The following is a 20,461-nucleotide window of genomic DNA, read 5'->3' as shown; positions in this document are numbered from 1 at the left end:
GTCCGGCACCGCCACCCGTGAGCGAGGAAACCGCGCATGCAACTGATCGCACCGGACCCAGGGCCACGGGTCCTGCACGTCACCCAGCCGGTGGACGGCGGGGCGCCCCGGGTCGTGACGGACCTGGCGCGGGCCCAGCTCGCCGCCGGTCTGCACGTCACGGTCGCCTGCCCGGACGGCGGTGACCTCGCCGCGCGGCTGCGTGCGCTCGGCGCCGACGTGCACCCCTGGCAGGCGACCCGCTCGCCGGGGCCCTCGCTCGTCGGGGAGGTGCGGCGGCTTCGGCGGGTGATCGGGGCGGTGCGGCCGGATGTCGTGCACGCGCACAGCGCGAAGGCCGGGCTCGCCGCCCGGCTGGCGGTACGCGGGCGGGTGGCTACGGTGTTCCAGCCGCACGCCTGGTCGTTCGAGGCGGTCGGCGGGCCCACCGCCGCGCTGGCGCTCAAGTGGGAGCGGTGGGGAGCGCGTTGGGCCTCCCGCGTGGTGTGTGTGAGCGACGCCGAACGGGCGACCGGGGTGCGTGCCGGGATCGCCGGGCAGTGGCGGGTGATCCCGAACGGGATCGACACGGAGCGCTTCCGCCCGGCTCCCGTGGACTCCGTACGGGCCGGGATTCCGCTGCTCGCGGAGGTCGATCCGGCCGCCCCGCTGGTCGTGTGTGTGGGGCGGCTGTGCCGGCAGAAGGGGCAGGACGTGCTGCTCCGGGCGTGGGACGAGGTCGCGCGGCGGGTGCCGGGGGCGCGGCTGGTGCTCGTCGGGGACGGTCCGGAAGCGCGGCGGCTGCGGGATCTCGCCCCCGACTCCGTGCTGTTCGCGGGGGCCGTCACCGATGCCGTCCCCTGGTACCGGGCCGCCGATCTGGTCGTCCTGCCCTCGCGGTGGGAGGGCATGGCGCTGGCGCCGCTGGAGGCGATGGGCTGCGGGCGGCCGGTGGTCGTCACCGACGTGGACGGCGGGCGGGAGAGTCTGCCCGCCGCTCTCGCCCCGCGCTGTCTGGTGCCGGCCGAGAACCCGGCCGCACTGGCCGGGACCGTCTCCGAACTGCTGCTCGACCCCCCGCTGCGTGAGTCGCTGGGGCAACTGGGACGCCGGCACGTCCTGTCCGCGCACGACGTACGGCACTGTGCCGAGGCCGTCGCGGGCGTGTACCGCGAGCTGATCACCGCGCACGCCGTGCGGCCCGTGCGCGCCGAGTACAGGGAGTCCATCCACTCGTGACTGCGGAAAGTACCGTCCCCTCCCCCGGCGGAGGGCCTCGGGAGCACGGATTCTCGTCAGTGTCGGCCGTCTCGGTCATCCCGCACCGCGGGTCGGCGGGCGGCTTCAGATTCCCGGCCGGGCGGCGCCCCGCGCCCCGGCCTGCCTCCCCGCTGCCGCTGCTCGCCGTCGACAGCGTCGCCGCCCTGCTCGGCGTCCTGGCACTGACCGAGCCCCAGCGGCACCCCGTCCTCGTCGGCGCGCTGCTGCTCGGTGTGGTCGTGCTGAACACGCGCGCCTCGCTCTACCGGCCCGATTCCGTGCCCGCGTTCCTCGACGAACTGCCCGCCGTCTGCGGCCGGATCGCGATGGGCTGGCTGACCCTGGCCGCCGTCATCGGGGCGTACGCGTCCGCCGACGCGCTGTCCGCGCGGACCATCGTCCTGGGCTGCGCGCTACAGGCGTCGGCCAGCGCGGCGGGCCGCGCGACCGTCCACTGGCGGCGGCGCCGGGCGCTGCTGCGCCGCCCGCACACGGCCCTCGTCATCGGCCCGGCCGGCACCGCGCGGCGCGTGGCCGCCGCGTTCCTGCGCCACCCGGCGTGCGGGGTACGGCCGGTGGGGCTCGTCACCGACCATCCGGACGGCGGGGCGGGCCTGCCCGTGCTGACCACCGGCGAGGAGGTCCAGCGGGCGCTGATCCAGAACGGCGTCCGGACCGTGCTCGCCGTCCATCCCTCCGTACGGGCCGAACAGGGGCCGCTGCTGCGGGCGTTGGCGGAGTCGGGCTGCACGGTGTGGGAGATCGACGCCGAGTCGCCCTCGTACGAGAGCGCCGAACGGCTCGCCGGGTTCTCCTGCCGGCGGCTCGCGATGGTGCCGGACCGGCCGGGCAGCCTCGGCAAGCGGCTGCTCGACGTCCTGGTCTCGGGCACCCTGCTCCTGCTGGTGTCGCCGCTGCTGCTGCTCTGCGCGGTGGTGCTGCGGCTGACCGGCGGACGGGGCGTGGTCTTCAGGCAGGAACGCATCGGCCTGGACGGGCGCCCCTTCACCCTCCTCAAGTTCCGCACCCACCGCCCGGTCGACGAGATGGAGTCGGCGACCCGCTGGAGCGTCGCCGACGAGCAGCGCATGAACTGGTTCTGCCGCCTCCTGCGCCGCACCTCGCTGGACGAGCTCCTCCAGCTGTGGAACGTCCTCTGGGGCGACATGAGCCTGGTCGGACCGAGGCCCGAACGCCCTTACTTCGTGGGCAAGTTCAGCCAGACCTACCCCGGCTACGCGGCCCGCCACCGGATGCAGACCGGGATCACCGGGCTCGCCCAGATCCACGGGCTGCGCGGCGACACCTCGATCGAGGACCGCTGCCGGTTCGACAACGCCTACATCGACAACTGGTCGCTGTGGCAGGACATCTGCATCCTGCTGCGCACCGCCGCCACGCTCGTCCGCCCGACAGGAAGCTGAGCGCAGTGAGCCACAGCCCCACGCTGACGTTGCCGCGCCGACAGCCCTTCCCGTACGTCGGACACGTCGCGTCCTTCGCTCCGCTCCTGCCCGTGATCCTGGTGATCGCCCTGCTCGCACTGCCGGCCGCGCAGGGCACCGACGGCGGCGCGACCCCGGCCGACGCCGTCTCCGGGCTGGTGGTCCTCCACTGCGCGATCCGGGTCGTACGGGAGCGGCGGCGCCCCCTGTCCCGGACGGCCGCCGTGGTGCTCGGGATGCCGGTGGTCGGGCTGGCCGTCGCGGCCGTCGGGGCGTCCTCGCCCGCGGCCGGGATCGGGGGCCTGGGGCGCTACCTCCAGATCTTCGTGCTGGTCCCGGCGTCCGTGCTGCTGCTGGTCCGGAACCGGCGCGACTTCCGGATGCTGGCCTGGGCGTTCGTCGGGTTCGCCCTGTTCCAGGGGGCGGTCGGGGTGCACCAGTTCGCGACCGGGACCGGTGCCTCCTACCAGGGCGAGGAGATCCGGGCGGTGGGCACCTTCGGGCCCGCCGACGTGATGGGCATGGCGACCGTGGTGGCCTTCGGGCTGATGTGCGCGCTGGGGCTGGCCCTCGGGGCGACCGCCGCCCGGCAGCGGGCCGTCGCCGCCGGGTGCACCCTGGTGCTCCTCGCCCCGCTCGCCGTCTCCTTCAGCCGGGGCGCCTGGATCGCCACGGCGGCGGCCTGCGCGCTGCAGCTGATGCTGGCCGGGATGCGGCGCGCGCTGAAGGTGGCCGCGGTGGTGACCGCCTCGGCGGTGATCCTGGTCGGCGGCCTCGGCCTCGGTTCGGCGATGCTCCAGGAGCGGATCAGCAGCATCGGCCAGGTCACCGACGCCCCGGACCAGTCGGTCACCGACCGGTACACGATGTGGGCGGCGGCGACCGACATGTGGCGCGAACACCCGCTCACCGGAGTCGGGTTGAAGGGTTTCCCCGAACACCGGGACGGACACGCCTCGTTGGCCCTGTCCTCCGGCAGCGACACGGAGGGAGCGGGCGCCGCCTTCCGCAAACAGCCGCTGCTTTCCCCGCACAACATGTACCTGCTGGTGCTGAGCGAGCAGGGCCTCGTCGGGCTGCTGGCCCTCGGCGGCAGCTGGCTGGCACTGCTGGCGTGCGGCCTGCGGGGGCTGGTGCGGGCCCGGCGGTCGGCGTCCGGCGGCCTGGACTGCGCTCTCGCCGCCTGCGGGCTGCTGATCTGGCAGCTGATCGACTTCCTGTACGCCGACATCGGCGGGCCCGCGACCGTACTGACCGCCGTCGCCTTCGGGCTCGTCGCCTGGTGGGCCCTCGTCGGCGGCGACGACATGCCCGAGGCCTCGGCGCGATGAACGCGACGCCTCCTCGGACAGAGGGAGAGACCAGGGTGACGCTGCCCGCGGCACGCGCCGCCGCACCGGTCGCGAAGGGACCGGGAAGCGGAGACGAGGGGGAACACGACGACGGCAACGCCGGCCATGCCGACAACGCCGGTGGCGATCCCGCCGAACTCGCCCCCGTATCCCGGAAGTTCCTCGCCAAGGCCACGCTCGTCACGGCCGTCCTCTCGGTCGCGGGCGCGCTGCTCGGGCTGGTCCGGGACCAGTCGCTGGCCCGGCTGTTCGGGGCCGGCAGTGACACGGACGCCTTCCTGGTCGCGTGGACCGTGCCGGAGTTCGCGGCGACGCTGCTCATCGAGGACGGGCTGGCCTTCGTCCTGATCCCGGCGTTCAGCATGGCGCTGGCCCGCCGCGCCCAGGGTGCCCCGGGCGATCCGGTGCGGGCGCTGGTCGCCACGACGCTGCCCCGGCTGGCGCTGGCGTTCACGGCGGTCGGCGCGCTGCTGATCGCCACCGCTCCCTACCTGGTCGAGGCACTCGCCCCCGGTCTGCCCGACCCGTCGCTCGCCATCGACTGCACCCGCCTCACCGCCACCTGCGTCCTCAGCTTCGGCCTCGCCGGGTACTGCAGCGCGGCCCTGCGCGCGCACCGGCGGTTCCTGGCCCCGGCGGCGATCTACGTGGCCTACAACACCGGCATCATCACGGCGATGTTCGTGCTGGGCGGGCGCTGGGGGGTGCGCTCGGCGGCGGCCGGGGTCGCGGTGGGCGGCGCCTTGATGGTCGTAACCCAACTCCCTTCTGTTCTGAGGCAGTTGCGGCGGCGCCGGTCGGCCGTGCCGGACGAGATCGTGGTGGAGGAGACGTCCGCCGCGCCGATGGCGTTCGCGCTCGTCGCGCCCGTGCTGCTGTTCGCGCTGACCCGGCAGTCGCAGGTGCTCATCGAGCGTTTCCTCGCCTCCACCCTCCCCGCCGGGGCCATCTCGCACCTGAACTACGCGCAGAAGGTGGCGCAGATCCCGATGACGCTGTCGCTGATGCTGTGCACGGTCACCTTCCCGGTGGTCGCGCAGGCCATCGCGGAGGGCGACACCGAGCGGGCCCGCAGCCGGGTGGAGCGGGACATCGCGCTGGCCGCGTGGGTGGTGCTGCTCGGCGCGGCCTCGGTGATCGCCTGTGCGCCGCAGGTCATCGAACTCCTCTTCCAGCGGGGCGCGTTCACCTCCCGGGACACCGAGGCGACGGCCACCGTGATGCGTGTGTACGCGGTCGGGCTGCTCGGGCACACGCTGGTCGGCGCGCTCGTCCGGTCGTACTTCTCCTCGAACCGGCCGACCTGGTATCCGCTGGCCGCGATGGCCGCGGGCATCGTCGCGACCTCGTGGATCGGCGCGTGGACGGTCGGCCCGTGGGGGGTGTGCGGGATCGCCGCCGCCAACGCCGCCGGGATCACCCTGTCGGCCGCCCTGCTGCTGTACGGCATGGGCCCGCGCAGTGTGCCCATCCGGACCCGTCAGGTGCTGGCCGAGCTGAGCAAGCCGGTGCGCGCCGCGGTGTGCGCGACGGCCGCGGGGGCGTTCGTGACCAGCCGGATCGACGGGCCCCTGACGGGACTCGCCGCCGGTACGGCGACCGTCACCGTCGTCTACTTCCTGCTCGGCCGGCTCATGCGGGCCCAGGCCGTGCAGAGCTTCGTCCTCGCACTCAGTTCCGTACGCTCCATGACCCGAAGGCTTCCGCATGCCCGCAAGCGCGCCCGCTCCCACGCCCGCCCCCGTCCCCGCCGCCGCGACCGGGTCCGCTGACCGTGGCCGAAGAGCCCCTCGCCCGGGTTCCGTGCCCTGGGTGGCGATGTACCACTCGGTGGGCGACTGCTCGGACGACCCGTACCGCGTCACGGTCACGCCGGAGCGCCTCGACGCCCAGTTGCGGTGGCTGCACCGGCGCGGGCTGCGCGGTGTGGGCGTGGCCGAGCTGCTCGCCGCCCGTTCCCGGGGCGCGGGGCGCGGGCTCGTCGGGCTCACCTTCGACGACGGGTACGCCGACTTCCTCACCAACGCCCTTCCGGTGCTGGAGCGTTGGCAGTGCGGCGCGACCCTGTTCGTGCTGCCGGGGCGGCTCGGCGGGGAGAACGCGTGGGATCCGCTGGGCCCGCGCAAGCCACTGCTGACGGCGGAGGGCATCCGTGCCGCCGCCGGGGCCGGGGTGGAGATCGGCTCGCACGGACTGACGCACGTCGATCTGACGAAGGCGGACGACGAGCTGCTGCACGCCGAGGTCGCCGAAAGCAGAGCGGTGCTCTCGGAGTTGAGCGGTGCTCCGGTCGAGGGGTTCTGCTATCCGTACGGGACCGTCGACCAGCGGGCGGCCGACGCCGTGAAGGCGGCCGGTTACGGATACGGCTGCGCGATCGACCCGGGCCCGCTCAACGGCGTCCATGTCCTCCCCCGCGTCCACATCGGCGAGAACGACACCCCCGTACGCCTGCAACTCAAGTACCGGCTGCACCGGCTGCGGCGCCGGCCGGTCGAGGGGGCGTGACGACGGTGAAGGCCCTGCACATCATCACCGGCCTCGGGGTCGGCGGCGCCGAGCAGCAACTCAGGCTGCTGCTGCGGCACCTGCCGGTCGACTGCGATGTCGTGACGCTCACCAACCCGGGCTCCGTCGCCGACGGTCTGGTCGCCGACGGCGTCCGGGTCGTCCACCTCGGCATGGCCGGCAACCGGGACCTCGCCGCCCTGCCCCGTCTGGTGAACGTCATCCGCTCGGGCGGCTACGACCTCGTGCACACGCACCTCTACCGGGCCTGCGTGTACGGCAGGATCGCCGCCCGGCTCGCGGGCGTACGGGCGATCGTCGCCACCGAACACTCCCTCGGCGACTCCCAGATGGAGGGGCGGCGGCTGACCGCCGGGGTCCGCGCGCTGTATCTCGCCGGCGAACGGCTCGGCCGCACCACCGTCGCCGTGTCCCCCACGGTCGCCGAGCGGCTGAGCCGCTGGGGGGTGCCGGCGCCCCGGATCGAGGTCGTCCCCAACGGCATCGACCTGACCCGCTTCCGCTTCGACCCGGTCGCCCGGCAGCGCACCCGCGAGCGCCTCGGGCTGCCCGAGGGGGCGTACGTCGTCGGCGGTGTCGGACGGCTCGCAGCGGGCAAGCGCTTCGCCGACCTCATCGAAGCCCTGGCCCAACTCCCCGACGACTACTGGCTGTTGCTCGTCGGCGGCGGCCCCGAGGAGCAGGTCCTGCGGCGCACCGCGAACGAGGCGGGCGTGGCCGACCGGGTGCTGTTCACCGGTGAGCGGCCCTGCGTACCGGACGGCACCCCCGGCCCCGACCTGCCCTCCCTCACCTCCGCGATGGACGTGCTCGCCTCCCCGTGCCCGGAGGAGGCCTTCGGTCTCGCGGTCGTGGAGGCACTGGCCGCCGGGCTGCCCGTCCGGTACGTCTCCTGCCCGGCGGTCGAGGACCTGCCCCCGGAGTCCGCCGCGAGCGCCCGGCGCGTTCCCGGGGGCGCGGACTCCTTCGCACGCGCCCTCGCCGAGGCCCGCGCGCTGGGACCACAGGACCGCACGCCCCCGGCCGCCGCCCACCACTACGACATCACCCGCAGCGCCGCCCAGCTCATGGACGTGTACGCGGCGATCACCCCCGCCATGAATCCGTCCCCGTCCCCGTCGACGCGCCCATCCCCATCCCCATCCCCATCCCCATCGCCATCGCCATCGCCATCGCCGTCCTCGTCCTCGTCCCCGTCCCCGTCACCTCAGGGAGCCCCATCCTCATGACCGAGAACGCCAGCAGAGTCCCCCGTCTCACTCCCTTCACCCGCACCCGCGTCCTGCCCGCGTGGTACCTGCTCGCGGCCAGCGCCGTGATCGGCGGCCTCGCCGGCGGCGCGTACGGCACCTTCAAGGCGCCCGCCTACACGGCCACCAGCTACGTCGTCGCCGTACCGACCGAGAAGTCCGACCCGGCGTCCGCGCTCGGTTTCGCGCAGGCGTACGGGCGGGTCGCCACGCAGGTCGCGGTGCTCGGGGACGCCCAGGTGTGGGCGGGCGTACCGATGTCGACGCTGCGCAAGAGCGTGCAGACGGCGACCTCGCCGGACGCGCCGATGGTCGCCGTCTCGGCCACCTCCGCGCGCCCCGACCTCGCCGCCGACATGGCGAACGCCGTGGCCCGTTCCCTCACCCGGCACGCGAACGACACCAAGGACTCCACCCACGTGGAGCTGCTCCAGTTCTCGCGCGCGGTCAAGCCGGCCGAGCCGTCCTCGGCCCCGGCCGCGGTGACCGGGCTGGTCGGCGCGAGCGCGGGCGGGCTGCTCGGCGGACTGGTACTGCTGGTGCGGCCCCGGCGGCGTACCGAGGAACCGGCGCTCGCGGCCTCCGTACCGGGCCCGGCCGTCGCCGCCGACGCACACGGCCAGCTGTGACGGTCACGATCCCGGGCGCCCTGCGCACCGAAGTCGTCAGCGACGAGACCGCCTTCGCCGAACTGGCCCCGGCCTGGGGCCGGTTGTACCGGCGGTGCGGCGCGGCGACCCCGTTCCAGAGCCATGCCTGGCTGCACTCGTGGTGGCTGTCGTACGGCGTCCCGGGGCGGCTGCGGATCGTCGTGGTCCGCGATCCGGAGGGTGAACTCCTCGCCGCCGCCCCGCTGATGCGCGTACACCGCCCGCTGCCCGCCCTCGTGCCGCTCGGCGGCGCGATCTCCGACTACGGTGATGTGCTCCTCGACGACGACACGGCCGACGAGGCCGCCGCCGCCCTCGCCGAGGCCCTCTCCGACGCCGCCCGCACCGCGCTGATCGACCTCCGCGAGGTCCGGCCGGGCGGCGCTGCGGAACGCGTGTACGAGCGCTGGCGTGGTCCGCGCCGCCAGGTCAGGGACTCCCTGTGCCTGGAACTGCCCGCCGTCTCGATGGACGGCCTGGTCTCCCGGCTCCCCGCCGCCAAGGCCCAGCGGGTGCGCGCCAAGCTGCGCAAGCTGACCTCGCTCGGCGTCGAGCGTCGCGTCGTCCGCCCCGACGAGGTCGACGCGGCGCTGGCCCGCCTCCTGGAACTGCACCAACTCCAATGGCAGGGAAGGAAGGTGACGTCGGAACACCTCCAGCCCCGGTTCCGCGAGCACCTCGCCCGGTCGGTCGGTCCGATGGTGCGCTCCGGGGACGCCGTGGTCACCGAGTTCCGCCTGGACGACAGCGTGGTCGCCGTCGATCTGACGCTGCTGTCGGGACGCCTCGCGGGCGGCTATCTGTACGGCGCCCATCCGGGCCTGCGGAAACGGAAGGCGGACGTCGCCGTGATGCTCCTCGACGCCTGCGCCCAGCACACCGGCGCGGGCGGGCACAGCACGCTGAGTCTGCTCCGCGGCGACGAGCCGTACAAGCACCACTGGCGCCCCGAACCCGTCGTCAACAAAAGGCTGTTGCTGGCCCGGCGGCTGACGGCACCGCTGATGTCGGCGGTCGTGTGCGACGTCGCCGCCCGCAGCCGGGGCAAGGAACTCCTGCGCCGACTGCGGGAACGCGACGGAACCGCAACCGGAAACGGAAGCGGCAACGGCGGCGGCAGCAGCGGCCCGGAAACCGGAAACGGTGGCGGCGGATCGTGAACGACCCGCCGCCACCGGGCGGTCACCGGTTGCGCGACCACCAGTCGAACTTCAGGCACAGCTTCCCGCCCATCCAGTACTCCACCCAGTCGCCCAGATCCAGCGGCGAGCAGTTGGGCGGCGGCAGCGGCACGGGCGGGGTGACCGGGTCCGTGGGCTTCGGCGGCTCCGGGGTGGGTACCGGCGTCGGGACCGGCGGCACCGGGGTCGGCACGGTCGGCTCGGTGTCCTTACGGCCCGTCAGGATCTGGCGGTACACCTCGGACGCCTTCGGGTTGCTGCCGCACTGCCACACGCCGTGCGGGCAGTAGTCGGTCAGCGTGTTGTACAGCGGCTTGTGCTCGTCCATCCACGCGAGCATGCGCCGCATGTACTCCGGATTGTCGCCGTTGCGGAACAGTCCCCATTCCGGATAGGAAATGGGCTTTCCGTGGGCCTTGGCGAAATCCACATGCGCCTGGAGTCCGTAGGGCTCGCTCACCTGCTCGTCGAATGACAGTCCCCGGGGCTGGTCATAGGCGTCCATGCCGATGATGTCGACCGTGTCGTCCCCCGGATAGCACTGCGGCCACGGAATGGCGTCCTTGCCCCGGGTCGGATTGAAATCGAACCGGAATTTCTGTCCCGGCACCGCCCGCATGGTGGTGACGATCCTGTTCCAGTACCTCTTCCAGGCCTCCGGGTCCGGCCCGCAGCGATGGGTGTACGTAATGCCGTTCATCTCCCACCCGAGCACGATGACCGTGTCCGGGATCTTCAGGTCGACCAGCCGCTCGGCCAGGGCGCGGAAGTGGTGATCGTAGAGACCGGCCGCACCGCGCCGCAGCTGCACCTGGACCTGACGGTCGGAGACACCCGCCTCGTTGCGCTCCAGCATGGGCACGTTGAGGACGAACAGCCGGTCCTCCTCGGCCCGCCGCCAGTCCGCCCACACGTCGAGGAAGCCGGGCAGGCCCTCGATGTTGCTCCACCGGTCGCCCGGCAGGTAGGTGTGCCCGACCTTGAGATCGGCACCACCCAGCCAGCGGCTGAGCTCGGCGATCCTGGCCGTGCCCCGGGTGCCGTCGTAGTCGACGTACGCGCCGAAGGCGGGGAGCTTGGGCGGCTCCGGCGGCTCGGGGGGTTCCGGCGGCTCGACCTTGGGCGGCTCGGGAGCCACCGGGGGTTCGGGGGTCACGGGCGCGACCGGTGCCACGATCCCGGTGGGCGGTGTCGGCTGCGTGACCGTGTCCGGTACGGGGACGGGAGGATCGGCCACCCCCGCGCCCACGGCGTGTCCCGGCCCCGTCGCCAGGACCGCCGACGCGGCGACCGCCGCCGCCAGGAACGCCAGCCGTCCGGTGCGGGCCCGTCGCTTTTGTGGGGCCATGCCTGCTCCTTCCTCCACGCGCGTACTCCCTGTTCTCACACTGCCTGTTTTCGCACTGCCAGTTCTCGTTCTGCCTTTTCACCTACTGACACTCAGTCATATGAGTATGAATTCCGCCACCGCGCTTGAGACTTTCGAGTGTTCCGCTCGCCCGCACGAGTGAACCGACCCGAAGGAAACCCGAAAACACATGTCCGTGTCGCTGCTCGACACCCGCGTCCCCGCCGTCCTCGTGCGGATCGACCGGAATCCCTTTCACCACGGAACACTGGGCGCCGTCCGCTCACTCGGCCGGGCGGGCGTCGACGTACACCTGATCGCCGACGTCGGCGGAAGTCCCGTACGCAGATCCCGATTCGTACGCCAACTGCATCCGCCACCGCTGCCCGGTGCCGCCCCCGCCGACATCGCCCGCGCCCTGCTGCGGGTCGCCTCCCAGATCGCGCGGCCCGCCGTGCTGATCCCGCTCGACGACGCGAGCGCCGTCGCGGTGGGCCGGGCCCGGGCCGAACTGGCGCCCGCCTTTCTGCTGCCGCAGCAGCCCGGCGCGCTGGCCGAACGGGTGGCCGACAAGGCCGAACTGGCCGCCGTGTGCGCGGCGGCGGGCGTACCGCACCCGCTGACGCTGATCCCGGACAGCGCGGCCGAGGCCGCCGCAGTGGCCTGGCGCCTCGGGCTGCCGGCCGTCGCGAAGTGGAGCCGGCCCTGGCTGCTGCCGGCGGACAGCGACCTGCGCAGCACGGTGGTCGTGCGCTCGGCACGGCAGGCGCGGGAGCTGTATCTGCGCACGGAGGAGGCGGGCAGCCGACTGCTCCTCCAGGCGTTCCTGCCGGCCGGACCGGACCTCGACTGGTTCTGCCACGGATACGCCGACCGCGCCGGGACCGTCCGCGGCGGCGGCTCCGGCCGCAAGCTGCACGCCTGGCCGCGCGGAGCCGGACTGACCGCGGTGGGTCACTGGACCGCCAACGCGCCGGTGCGGAACCTCTCCGAACGCGTCGTCGGCGAACTGGGCTACCGGGGCATCTTCGACCTCGACTTCCGCCGCTGCGCCACCACCGGCGACTACCACCTGCTCGACTTCAACCCGCGCCCCGGCGCCCAGTTCCGGCTCTTCACCGACACGGCCGGGCTGGACGTCGTACGCGCCCAGCACCTCGACCTGACCCACCGTCCGCTGCCCGAGGGGGCGCCCCGGCCCGGGCGGGCGTTCGTGGTCGAGAACTACGCGCCGCTCAGGGCGCTGCGCCCGGCGCCGGCCGGCCGTGAACTGGCCTGGCACGCCCCGGACGACCTCGCGCCCGGCTGGGCGATGTGGGCCCTGTGGGCCCGGCACGCCGTCCGCCGCCTGCCGACCAGGCTGCGCCGGCTGTGCGAACGGCCCGGACCGGACGACCCGCAGGCCCGCGTGGTCCGGCAGGCGGTGGCCGACGCGTCACAGCCACCGACCGACGGCTCCCTCACCGACAGTGCCCTTGCTGACGGCTCCCTCTCCGACGACGAGAAAGCGAACAGTTTCTGATGTACGACCTGCTGGTGGTGGGCGCCGGCCCCTACGGCCTGTCCATCGCCTCCCACGCCGCGGGCGCCGGGCTCCGGCTGCGCGTCCTCGGCCGGCCCATGGCCTCCTGGCGCGACCACATGCCCCGGGGCATGTTCCTCAAGTCGGAACCGTGGGCGTCGAACCTGTCCGACCCCGACGACCGCTGGCGCCTGGACACGTACTGCGCCGGTCAGGTCGTCGAGGCACGGCACGGGCAGCCGATCCCGCTGGAGATGTTCGCCGCGTACGGGCAGTGGTTCGCGCGCGGCGCCGTGCCCGAGGTCGACGAACGGACGGTGACCCGGGTGACGCCCGTACCCGGGGGCTTCGAGGCGGTGACGGAGGACGGCGAGACGGTACGCGCCCGGACCGTCGCCCTGGCCGTCGGCGTACTCCCCTTCGTCGAGATCCCCGCCGCGCTGCGCGGCCTCGGCCCCGACCTGGTCTCGCACAGCAGCCACCACGGCGACCTCGACCGCTTCCGCGGCCGGGACGTCACGGTGATCGGCGGCGGTCAGGCGGCCCTGGAGACGGCGGCACTGCTCGCCGAACAGGGCACCCGCGTACGGGTGTTGGCCCGTTCGGAGCAGCTGAACTGGAACGACGTGCCCCCGCCGTGGGAGCGCCCCTGGTGGCGCTCGGTCCGCGCCCCGCACAGCGGCCTGGGCTGCGGCTGGCGCAACTGGTTCTACGCGGAACGCCCCGGCCTCTTCCACCGCCTCCCGGAACCGACCCGCGCCCGGATCGCCGCCACCGCCCTGGGCCCGGCGGGCGCCTGGTGGGTACGCGACCGCGTCGAACCGGCGGTCGAGGTGCTCCTCGGCCAAGAGGTGTCACGGGCAAGGGAGTTGACGGGCACCGGCGGCGGCGTACGGCTGGACACGGTGACCCGGTCCGGCGAGCGGCACTCCCTGGAGACCGAACACGTCATCGCGGCAACGGGGTTCAGGGCGACGTGCGACCGACTGGGCCTGTTGGACCCCCAACTCGGCGCCGGTCTGGGCGCGTCGGCGGACGGTTCCCCTGCGGTCGGGCGGCACTTCGAGTCCTCGTACCCCGGCCTGTTCCTGGCGGGCCTGGTGACGGCGTCCGCCTTCGGCCCGGCGATGCGCTTCGTGCACGGCGCGACGTTCACCGCGGAGACGCTCGTACGAGGGGTACGGTGCCGGCTGCGGGCAGGGGCCCGGGCGGGCGGCGCGACGGTGCCGGGGCAGGGGCGGCACGAGGGGGTGCGGTCCGCGTCCGCGGGGTAGGCGGTCCGTTCGCTGCGGGTCGTTGGGAACTGGTCGCGCGGTTCCCCGCACCCCTTGATGAGCCCCGCGCCCAATACGGGGCGCGGGGCTCATCCGGTTGCCTGCGGCCTTACCCGTGTCTCACTCGTGGGCGCCGGGCTGGCCGCGCCTGCCCCGGCGGTACAGGACGATGCCACCGGCGATCATCGCGACACTGACGGCCGAGGCCGCGAGCAACTCCTCACGACTGCCGGTCGGCGGCAGGTGCGGCGGCTTCGTCGGCGGGACGGTCGGAGGCGTCGTCGTCGGAGGACCCGTGGGGGGCTTGGTGGGCGGCGTCGTCGGAGGCTTCGTCGGCGGCTTGGTGGGCGGCTTCGTCGGAGGCGTCGTGGGGGGCTTAGTAGGCGGCGTCGTCGGAGGCTTGGTGGGCGGCGTCGTCGGAGGCTTCGTCGGCGGCGTCGTCGGAGGCTTCGTGGGCGGCTTCGTCGGAGGCGTCGTGGGCGGCTTCGTCGGAGGCGTCGTCGGAGGCTTCGTCGGCGGGGTGGTCGGAGGCTTGGTGGGCGGCGTTGTCGGGGGCTTCGTGGGCGGGGTGGTGGGGGGCTTCGTCGGAGGCTTGGTGGGGGGCTTCGTCGGCGGGGTGGTGGGCGGCTTCGTCGGAGGCGTCGTGGGGGGCTTCGTCGGCGGCGTCGTGGGGGGCTTGGTGGGCGGCGTCGTCGGAGGCTTCGTCGGCGGCTTCGTCGGCGGCTTGGTGGGCGGCTTCGTCGGAGGCTTCGTCGGCGGCGTCGTGGGCGGGGTGTCGCCGTAGCCGCCGGGCGAGTCGCCGTTCCCGTGGCCGTGGCCGTTCCCGTGGCCGTTCCCGTGGCCGTGGCCGTTCCCGTGGCCGTTCCCGTAGCCACTGCCGTTGCCGTAGCCACTGCCGTTGCCGTAGCCCGGGTCGTCGTGTCGGGTGCCGGGGGCTCCGTGTGAAGCGGAGCCGTTGGCGGCTCTGCCCACGTCCGCGTCGGCGAGGGCGGAGATGCCGTACAGGGACAAGAGGCTCGTCGCGGCGGCCGCCACGACCATCCCCCTGCTCAGACTCTGTCGCATTCTGATTATCTTCCTGCTGGGAGAGGTGAGAAAAAGCCGGTCTTGGCACCGAAAGGCTCTCCAAGACCGGCCCAGACACCGCCGAACGGCTGGTGCTACGACGTCAGTCGTTGACGCAGGTGTTGCCGAACGCCGGGTTCAGCAGCGCGATGACGTTGATCGAGTTGCCGCACACGTTGACGGGAATGTGGACGGGCACCTGGATCACGTTGCCGGAGAGCACACCCGGGGAGTTGGCGGCGAAGCCCTCCGCCTCTGCGTCCGCGAAGGCCGGGGCGGCCATTCCGAGCGCCAGGATGGCGCCCGCGATGACAGCAACGCTCTTCTTCATGAGGTTTCCCTTCTCTGCGGTCATGCCCCTATGTCGGCCGAAGACCGAGCGAGCACACATGAACGGCTCGCACCATGACCGGCAGTTGTAAAACGAGGGATAGACAGCCGAAGAAACTACGGAACGTGGTCGCACGGTTAATTCACTCGAACGCCCCGAAGCAGCAGAAAACACAGTCCACACGAAAGGCTCAAGAAAATCGGGGAGATGACAAAACGCGGACAGCCCCCGCACCGTGTGCGGAGGCTGTCCGAGCTGCGTTTATGGGCGACCGGACGACTGTTGACGACCGGTCAGCAGACGGCGGCAGATCAGCTGTTGCCGACACCGTTCCCGGACAGGACCGGAATGTCGCTGAGAACGTGGGCCAGCGGCTCGTCGCCCTTGGCCTGCGTCGAGTTCTCGGCGCACTGCTGGTTCTGCGGGGCCGACAGGATCGGAATGTCCTGGACAGCGATCGGCACGACACCCACGATGGAGCCCACGTTGCCCTTGACGGGCAGACCGACACAGAGCTTGTTCAGGGTGCCCTGCGCCAGGCTCATCTGAGGGCTCATGTCGCCCTTGGTCACGGAGTTGCCGAACTTCGAGACAGCGCCGTTCCCGCTGACGGACGTCGTGCCCCCGTCGTCCGCTGTGGCAAGCGCCTGAGGGGCGGTCGCCGCCGAGACTCCGACGACAGATGCGGCTACCGCCGCCGCGGCCATTGCCTTCTTCAGCATTTCGCTTTCCTTTCCTGGCAGAGACACATGTTCCTGCTCTCGCCATCAACCGGATGCGCGGGGATTGGTTTCGCTTGTTCACCCGATTGGCCCGTCCCGGCCTGGAAATTCATGGCACCGCCCGGCTGACACACCCCCCGGGACCACCTCCCGTTTGTGGGCCATCGGAGTGAACCGGAGCAACTATGCGCGCCGAAGGCAGTTGATCAGAGCGCTCCGGTGGACGGGGTTTCTTCCGAAGGGACTAGCAAGTGATCAAGAAGGTTATGGCTGCCGCCGCAGTCGCCGCTTCCGTCATCGGTGCCTCCGCCGCGGTCGCGCCGCAGGCCATGGCGATCGCCAACGACGGTGGCACGACCTCCACCAGCGGCAACGGCGCCATCCAGAAGTACGGCAACTCGGCCACGTACGGCAACATGAGCCCCCAGATGGCGCTCATCCAGGGCTCGCTCAACAAGCCCTGCATCGGCCTGCCGGCCAAGGTCAACGCCGGTTCGATCGTCGGCCTCGTGCCGATCGCCGTCCAGGACATCCCGGTCCTGTCGGCCCCGCAGAACCAGCAGTGTGTCGAGAACTCGACGCAGGCCAAGGGTGACGAGCCGCTGTCGCACATCCTCAGCGACATCCCGGTCCTGTCCGGCAACGGCGTCGGCAACAACTGACCGTCATCACCAGCACCACCGGCGACAACTGAGCCGGGCGTACGTCCGGGCTCTCTTCGAGCCTTCACCAGCGGGCCGTCGAACTCTCGGCGGCCCGCTGGCCTACGTTGCGTCAGGTGACGACGAGACACCCTTTGTTCCGGTTTTCCCGTCCTTTCCGGCTGTCCCGGCTGTCCCGGCTGTGCGGGATCGCGCTGCTGTGCGCGGCGACCGCGATCGGCTGCGGCACGCCCCAGGCGCCGCCGCTGAAGCCCGTGGGCGGCGCCACCCCCGCCAAGGGCACGGACATCCTGCTGCTGGGCACGGACGGCCGCGGCACCATCACCGAGAAGGAGCGCCGCAAGTTCCACGCGGGCGGCTTCGCCTGCAACTGCGCGGACGTGATGATGCTCGTCCATGTGTCCGCGGGGCGCGACCGCGTCAGCGTGATCGGCCTGCCGCGCGACTCCTTCGCCACCATTCCGGCGTACAGACCCACACCGTCCGGGAAACAGCGCCCCGCGCATCCCGCGAAGCTCAACGGCGCGTACGCGGAGGGCGGTCCGGCTCTGGTCGAGCGGACGGTGGAGGCGGCGACCGGGGTGAGTGTCGAGCAGTACCTGCAGATCGACTTCCGGCGGTTCATCGACGCCGTCGACCAGGTCGGCGGGGTCGAGGTGTGCACGAAACGGCGCCTCAAGGACTCCAAGACCGCGCTGGACCTGGCGCCGGGAAGGCATCTGCTCAAGGGCGGCCAGTCCTTGCAGTACGTCCGCTCGCGGCACGTCGACCAGAGCGCCGACCTGGGGCGGATCCAGCGGCAGCAGCGGTTCCTGGTCGCGGCGCTGGAACAGCTGACCGCCCGCAAGGTGCTCACCGACCCGGCGGCCATGGGCCGGGTGGCCCGGACACTGCTCGGTCCGGCCAAGGTCCAGCAGGGCTTCGGGACGGACGGCGTGAAGGCGCTGGTCACGCTCGCCGGGGCGCTGAGCAGGGTGCCCGCGACCCGGACCGAGTTCGCCACGGTGCCGATCGCCGGGTTCAACCCGCCTATGAAGGACGTCGGCTCGACACTGCGCTGGGACGCCACGAAGGCCAAGGCGATGTTCACCAAGGTGCGCGAGGACCGGCCGCTGATCGCCGCGGGATCGGATCCCAAGCCCGGCGATCCGCCGGTGTTCGGGAAGGACGTGCCGGTGCGGGGCAGCCGGCTGGGGTGCCCCTGAACAGGGCGGTCGAGCGGACGCGCAGGCGGCCCCCTGTTCCCCCGAACGGCTGCCCCCACACCTCCCCCACTGGGCCAAACGGGGCAATCACCGCAACCCCGGCCGGGGTCGGACCGTTGATGATCACGCAGCTCCTCACCGGAGTCCGCTTTTCGAAGGGAATGAACATGAAGAAGCTGTGGGCTACCGCGGCCATCGCCGCCTCCGTCGCCGGTATCTCGGCGACGGCAGCACCCCAGGCCCTGGCGATCGCCGATGACGGTGGCACCACCTCCGTCAGCGGCAACGGCGCCGAGCAGGAGTTCGGCAACTCGGCCACGTTCGGTGACATGAGCCCGCAGCTCTCGCTGGTCCAGGGTTCGCTGAACAAGCCGTGTGTCGGCCTCCCGGCCAAGCTCAACGTCGGTTCTGTCGTCGGCCTCGTGCCGATCGCCGTCCAGGACATCCCGATCCTGTCGGCCCCGCAGAACCAGCAGTGTGTCGAGAACTCGACGCAGGCCAAGGGCGACGAGCCGCTGTCGCACATCCTCAGCGACATCCCCGTGCTGTCCGGCAACGGCGCCGGCAACAGCTGAGCCTCCCCGCTCGGTTGCGGCGGCGGGTCACCGGTTCTCCGGTGGCCCGCCGTTCGGCGTTCGTGGCAGCACCTCGGCTCACCCGCTGCCGGGTTCGCCTGCCGTCGGGCTCACTTGCTGTACAGCGCCTCGATCTCGGCCGCGTACGCCTCCCGTACGGCGTGGCGTTTGACCTTGAGGGACGGGGTGAGCTGGCCGTTGGCCTCGGTGAACTCGCCTTCGACCAGGGTGAAGGCACGGATCGACTCGGCCCGGGAGACCGCCGCGTTGGCGTGGTCCACGGCCCGCTGGACGTCGGCGCGCATCCGGGGGTCGGCGACGACCTCGGACATCGGGGTGTCGGCGGGCATCCCCCGGACGGTGAGCCAGTGGGCGACGGAGTCGGGGGCGAGGGTGATCAGGGCGGCGACGAAGGGGCGGTTGTCGCCGACGACCAGGCACTGGCCCACCGGCGCACGGCTGCGCAGCCGGTCCTCCAGGACGGCCGGGGCGACGTTCTTGCCTCCGGAGGTGACGATGATGTCCTTCTTGCGGCCGGTGATGGTGAGGTAACCGTCGTCGTCGAGGGCACCGAGATCGCCGGTGGCGAACCAGCCGTCGCTCAGTACGGCGTCCGTCGCCGCCCGGTTGTTCCAGTAGGCGCCGAAGACGACCGCGCCCTTGAGGAGGACCTCGCCGTCGTCGGCGATCCGGACGGCGGTGCCGGGGACGGGGAGGCCGACCGTGCCGGGGCGGGGGGCCAGTGGTGGGACCAGCGTGGCGGCGGAGGTCGTCTCGGTCAGGCCGTAGCCCTCGTAGACGATGATTCCGGCGGCGTAGAAGAAGAGGCTGAGGTCGCGGTCGAGCGGGGAGCCGCCGCTGATGGCGTAGTGCATACGCCCGCCCAGCTCGTTGCGGATACGGCGGTACACCAGCAGGTCGTACAGCGCCCAGGCGGCGTAGAGGGCGGGGCCGGGGCCCTTGCCCTTGCCGGTGTCGAGGAACTTTTCGAGGTACGCCTCCGCGAAGCGGACGCCGATGCGGTGGGCGCGGTCGAAGGAGGCGGCGCGGCCCGTCTTCTCGGCGGTCGCGCGGCCGGCGGCATGGATCCGCTCGAAGAGGTACGGGACACCCACCAGGAAGGTCGGCCTGAACTCCTTCAGCATCGGGCGGAGTTCGTCGGGCTTGATGCTCGGGAAGTGGCCGATCTCGATGCGGGCCATCAGACAGCCGATCTGAAGGGCCCGGCCCATGATGTGGGCGAGGGGCAGGAAGAGGAGGGTCGAGGCGGTCTGGCCGGTGACCTCCTTGAAGATCGGGTGGAGCAGTTCGACGACGTTGGCGGCCTCGGCGTGCAGGTTCGCGTGGGTGAGGACGCAGCCCTTCGGCCGGCCGGTGGTGCCGGAGGTGTAGCAGATCGTCGCGGTGGTGTCGGGGGCGAGGGCCGCGCGCCGCTTGGTCACCTCCTCGTCCGGCACCTCCCGGCCCAGGGTGGTGAGTTCGGCCATCGCGTCCTCGTCCAGGGTGAGGACGCGCGGGGGTTCGGGGTGGGCGGCCGTGCCGGTGAGGACGGTGGCCGTGTTGTCCGGCGTCTCCGTGACGACCAGGCGGGCCCCCGAGTCGCTTACGATCCAGTCCACTTGGGATGCGGAAGAGGTCGCGTAGACGGGGACGGTCTGGCCGCCGGCCGCCCAGATGGCGAAGTCCAGGACCGTCCACTCGTAGCGGGTACGGGACATCACCGCGACCCGGCCGCCCGGTTCGAGGCCTGCGGCTATCAACCCCTTGGCGGTGGCGGTGACTTCGGCCGCGAAGGCGGCGGCGGTGATCGGTCGCCAGGTGCCGTCGTCCGTGCGGCGGCGCAGGATCACCGCGTCGGGGGCCTCGGCCGCGTTGGTGTAGGGCAGGTCGGCGGTGCTGCCCGTGGTGGGGGTCGTCACGATGGGGACGGCGCGGGCCTCGCGGACGGTGCCGGTCTTCTCGTCGCGGATCAGCTCGACGCGATGGCGGGCCGCCAGGTCGGTGCGCCGCTTCGCCTGCTTCAGATCCTTGCGTACGCCCATGACGCCTGCTCCCGATGGCTGGTCCCGCTCCTGATCCAGGGTCAAATTACCGGTGCGTAGCAGAAGTTC

Annotated in this window: 18 protein-coding genes; 14 read left to right on the top strand and 4 right to left on the bottom strand. The window is 72.4% G+C overall.

Features of this window, described 5'->3' with window-relative positions; genetic code table 11:
• Positions 1–36 precede the first annotated feature (36 nt).
• From OG595_RS27860 to OG595_RS27825, 8 genes are read left to right on the top strand one after another with little or no spacing between them, the layout of a single operon-like run.
• The gene (locus OG595_RS27860) at positions 37–1,218 is read left to right on the top strand and encodes a glycosyltransferase (protein ID WP_329276673.1); all 1,182 of its coding nucleotides are present in this window, start codon (positions 37–39) and stop codon (positions 1,216–1,218) included.
• Positions 1,215–2,663 (top strand): sugar transferase, encoded by a 1,449-nt coding sequence (locus OG595_RS27855; protein ID WP_329276671.1) that lies wholly within the window; start codon positions 1,215–1,217, stop codon positions 2,661–2,663. The genes OG595_RS27860 and OG595_RS27855 overlap by 4 nt, the downstream gene beginning before the upstream one ends.
• A gap of 23 nt (positions 2,664–2,686) precedes the next feature.
• On the top strand, positions 2,687–4,015 hold the full coding sequence (locus OG595_RS27850) for an O-antigen ligase family protein (RefSeq protein ID WP_443073365.1): 1,329 nt from the start codon (positions 2,687–2,689) through the stop codon (positions 4,013–4,015).
• Positions 4,012–5,808 carry a murein biosynthesis integral membrane protein MurJ gene (gene murJ, locus OG595_RS27845; RefSeq protein WP_329276669.1) on the top strand — a complete coding sequence of 599 codons (1,797 nt, stop codon included), beginning with the start codon at positions 4,012–4,014 and terminating at the stop codon, positions 5,806–5,808. The genes OG595_RS27850 and murJ overlap by 4 nt, the downstream gene beginning before the upstream one ends.
• A complete protein-coding gene (locus tag OG595_RS27840) occupies positions 5,744–6,544 on the top strand; it encodes a polysaccharide deacetylase family protein (RefSeq protein WP_443073152.1) in 801 nt (266 codons plus the stop codon). The genes murJ and OG595_RS27840 overlap by 65 nt, the downstream gene beginning before the upstream one ends.
• 5 nt (positions 6,545–6,549) lie before the next feature.
• Positions 6,550–7,794, top strand: a complete 1,245-nt coding sequence (locus OG595_RS27835) for a glycosyltransferase (protein WP_329283245.1) — start codon at positions 6,550–6,552, stop codon at positions 7,792–7,794.
• On the top strand, positions 7,791–8,444 hold the full coding sequence (locus tag OG595_RS27830; RefSeq protein ID WP_329276667.1) for a lipopolysaccharide biosynthesis protein: 654 nt from the start codon (positions 7,791–7,793) through the stop codon (positions 8,442–8,444). Before OG595_RS27835 ends, OG595_RS27830 begins: the two co-directional genes overlap by 4 nt.
• Complete coding sequence (locus OG595_RS27825; RefSeq protein ID WP_329276665.1) at positions 8,441–9,625, top strand: GNAT family N-acetyltransferase; 1,185 nt, start codon at positions 8,441–8,443, stop codon at positions 9,623–9,625. The genes OG595_RS27830 and OG595_RS27825 overlap by 4 nt, the downstream gene beginning before the upstream one ends.
• 22 nt (positions 9,626–9,647) lie before the next feature.
• Here the strand turns inward: OG595_RS27825 and OG595_RS27820 are convergent, their stop codons facing one another.
• Entirely contained in the window at positions 9,648–10,994 is a 1,347-nt protein-coding gene (locus tag OG595_RS27820) for a glycoside hydrolase family 26 protein (RefSeq protein WP_329276663.1), read from the bottom strand.
• A gap of 196 nt (positions 10,995–11,190) precedes the next feature.
• On the opposite strand from OG595_RS27820, the gene OG595_RS27815 reads away from it, so the two are divergent.
• From OG595_RS27815 to OG595_RS27805, 3 genes are all read left to right on the top strand, one after another.
• Positions 11,191–12,516 carry a carboxylate--amine ligase gene (locus OG595_RS27815; RefSeq protein WP_443073364.1) on the top strand — a complete coding sequence of 442 codons (1,326 nt, stop codon included), beginning with the start codon at positions 11,191–11,193 and terminating at the stop codon, positions 12,514–12,516.
• On the top strand, positions 12,516–13,790 hold the full coding sequence (locus OG595_RS27810) for an NAD(P)-binding domain-containing protein (RefSeq protein ID WP_329276659.1): 1,275 nt from the start codon (positions 12,516–12,518) through the stop codon (positions 13,788–13,790). Before OG595_RS27815 ends, OG595_RS27810 begins: the two co-directional genes overlap by 1 nt.
• A 169-nt stretch (positions 13,791–13,959) precedes the next feature.
• Positions 13,960–14,574 (top strand): hypothetical protein, encoded by a 615-nt coding sequence (locus tag OG595_RS27805; RefSeq protein ID WP_329276657.1) that lies wholly within the window; start codon positions 13,960–13,962, stop codon positions 14,572–14,574.
• A gap of 384 nt (positions 14,575–14,958) precedes the next feature.
• On the opposite strand, the gene OG595_RS27800 is transcribed toward OG595_RS27805, so the two are convergent.
• Both OG595_RS27800 and OG595_RS27795 read right to left on the bottom strand, forming a co-directional pair.
• The gene (locus tag OG595_RS27800; protein ID WP_329276655.1) at positions 14,959–15,210 is read right to left on the bottom strand and encodes a chaplin; all 252 of its coding nucleotides are present in this window, start codon (positions 15,208–15,210) and stop codon (positions 14,959–14,961) included.
• 287 nt (positions 15,211–15,497) lie between these two features.
• A complete protein-coding gene (locus OG595_RS27795) occupies positions 15,498–15,905 on the bottom strand; it encodes a rodlin (RefSeq protein WP_327700127.1) in 408 nt (135 codons plus the stop codon).
• Positions 15,906–16,159: 254 nt separating this feature from the next.
• On the opposite strand from OG595_RS27795, the gene OG595_RS27790 reads away from it, so the two are divergent.
• From OG595_RS27790 to OG595_RS27780, 3 genes are all read left to right on the top strand, one after another.
• The gene (locus OG595_RS27790) at positions 16,160–16,570 is read left to right on the top strand and encodes a rodlin (RefSeq protein WP_329276653.1); all 411 of its coding nucleotides are present in this window, start codon (positions 16,160–16,162) and stop codon (positions 16,568–16,570) included.
• Positions 16,571–16,686: 116 nt separating this feature from the next.
• Complete coding sequence (locus tag OG595_RS27785; protein WP_329276651.1) at positions 16,687–17,775, top strand: LCP family protein; 1,089 nt, start codon at positions 16,687–16,689, stop codon at positions 17,773–17,775.
• 167 nt (positions 17,776–17,942) lie between these two features.
• Positions 17,943–18,350 carry a rodlin gene (locus OG595_RS27780; protein WP_105975079.1) on the top strand — a complete coding sequence of 136 codons (408 nt, stop codon included), beginning with the start codon at positions 17,943–17,945 and terminating at the stop codon, positions 18,348–18,350.
• 110 nt (positions 18,351–18,460) lie between these two features.
• On the opposite strand, the gene OG595_RS27775 is transcribed toward OG595_RS27780, so the two are convergent.
• Entirely contained in the window at positions 18,461–20,392 is a 1,932-nt protein-coding gene (locus OG595_RS27775; protein ID WP_329276647.1) for an AMP-dependent synthetase/ligase, read from the bottom strand.
• Between the last annotated feature and the right edge of the window lie 69 nt (positions 20,393–20,461).

Origin of the sequence: Streptomyces sp. NBC_01451 (assembly GCF_036227485.1) — a bacterium.
Classification (GTDB): Bacteria; Actinomycetota; Actinomycetes; order Streptomycetales; family Streptomycetaceae; genus Streptomyces.
The sequence above is the reverse complement of the archived record's forward strand: the minus strand, read 5'-3'. Positions and strand labels throughout refer to the sequence as shown.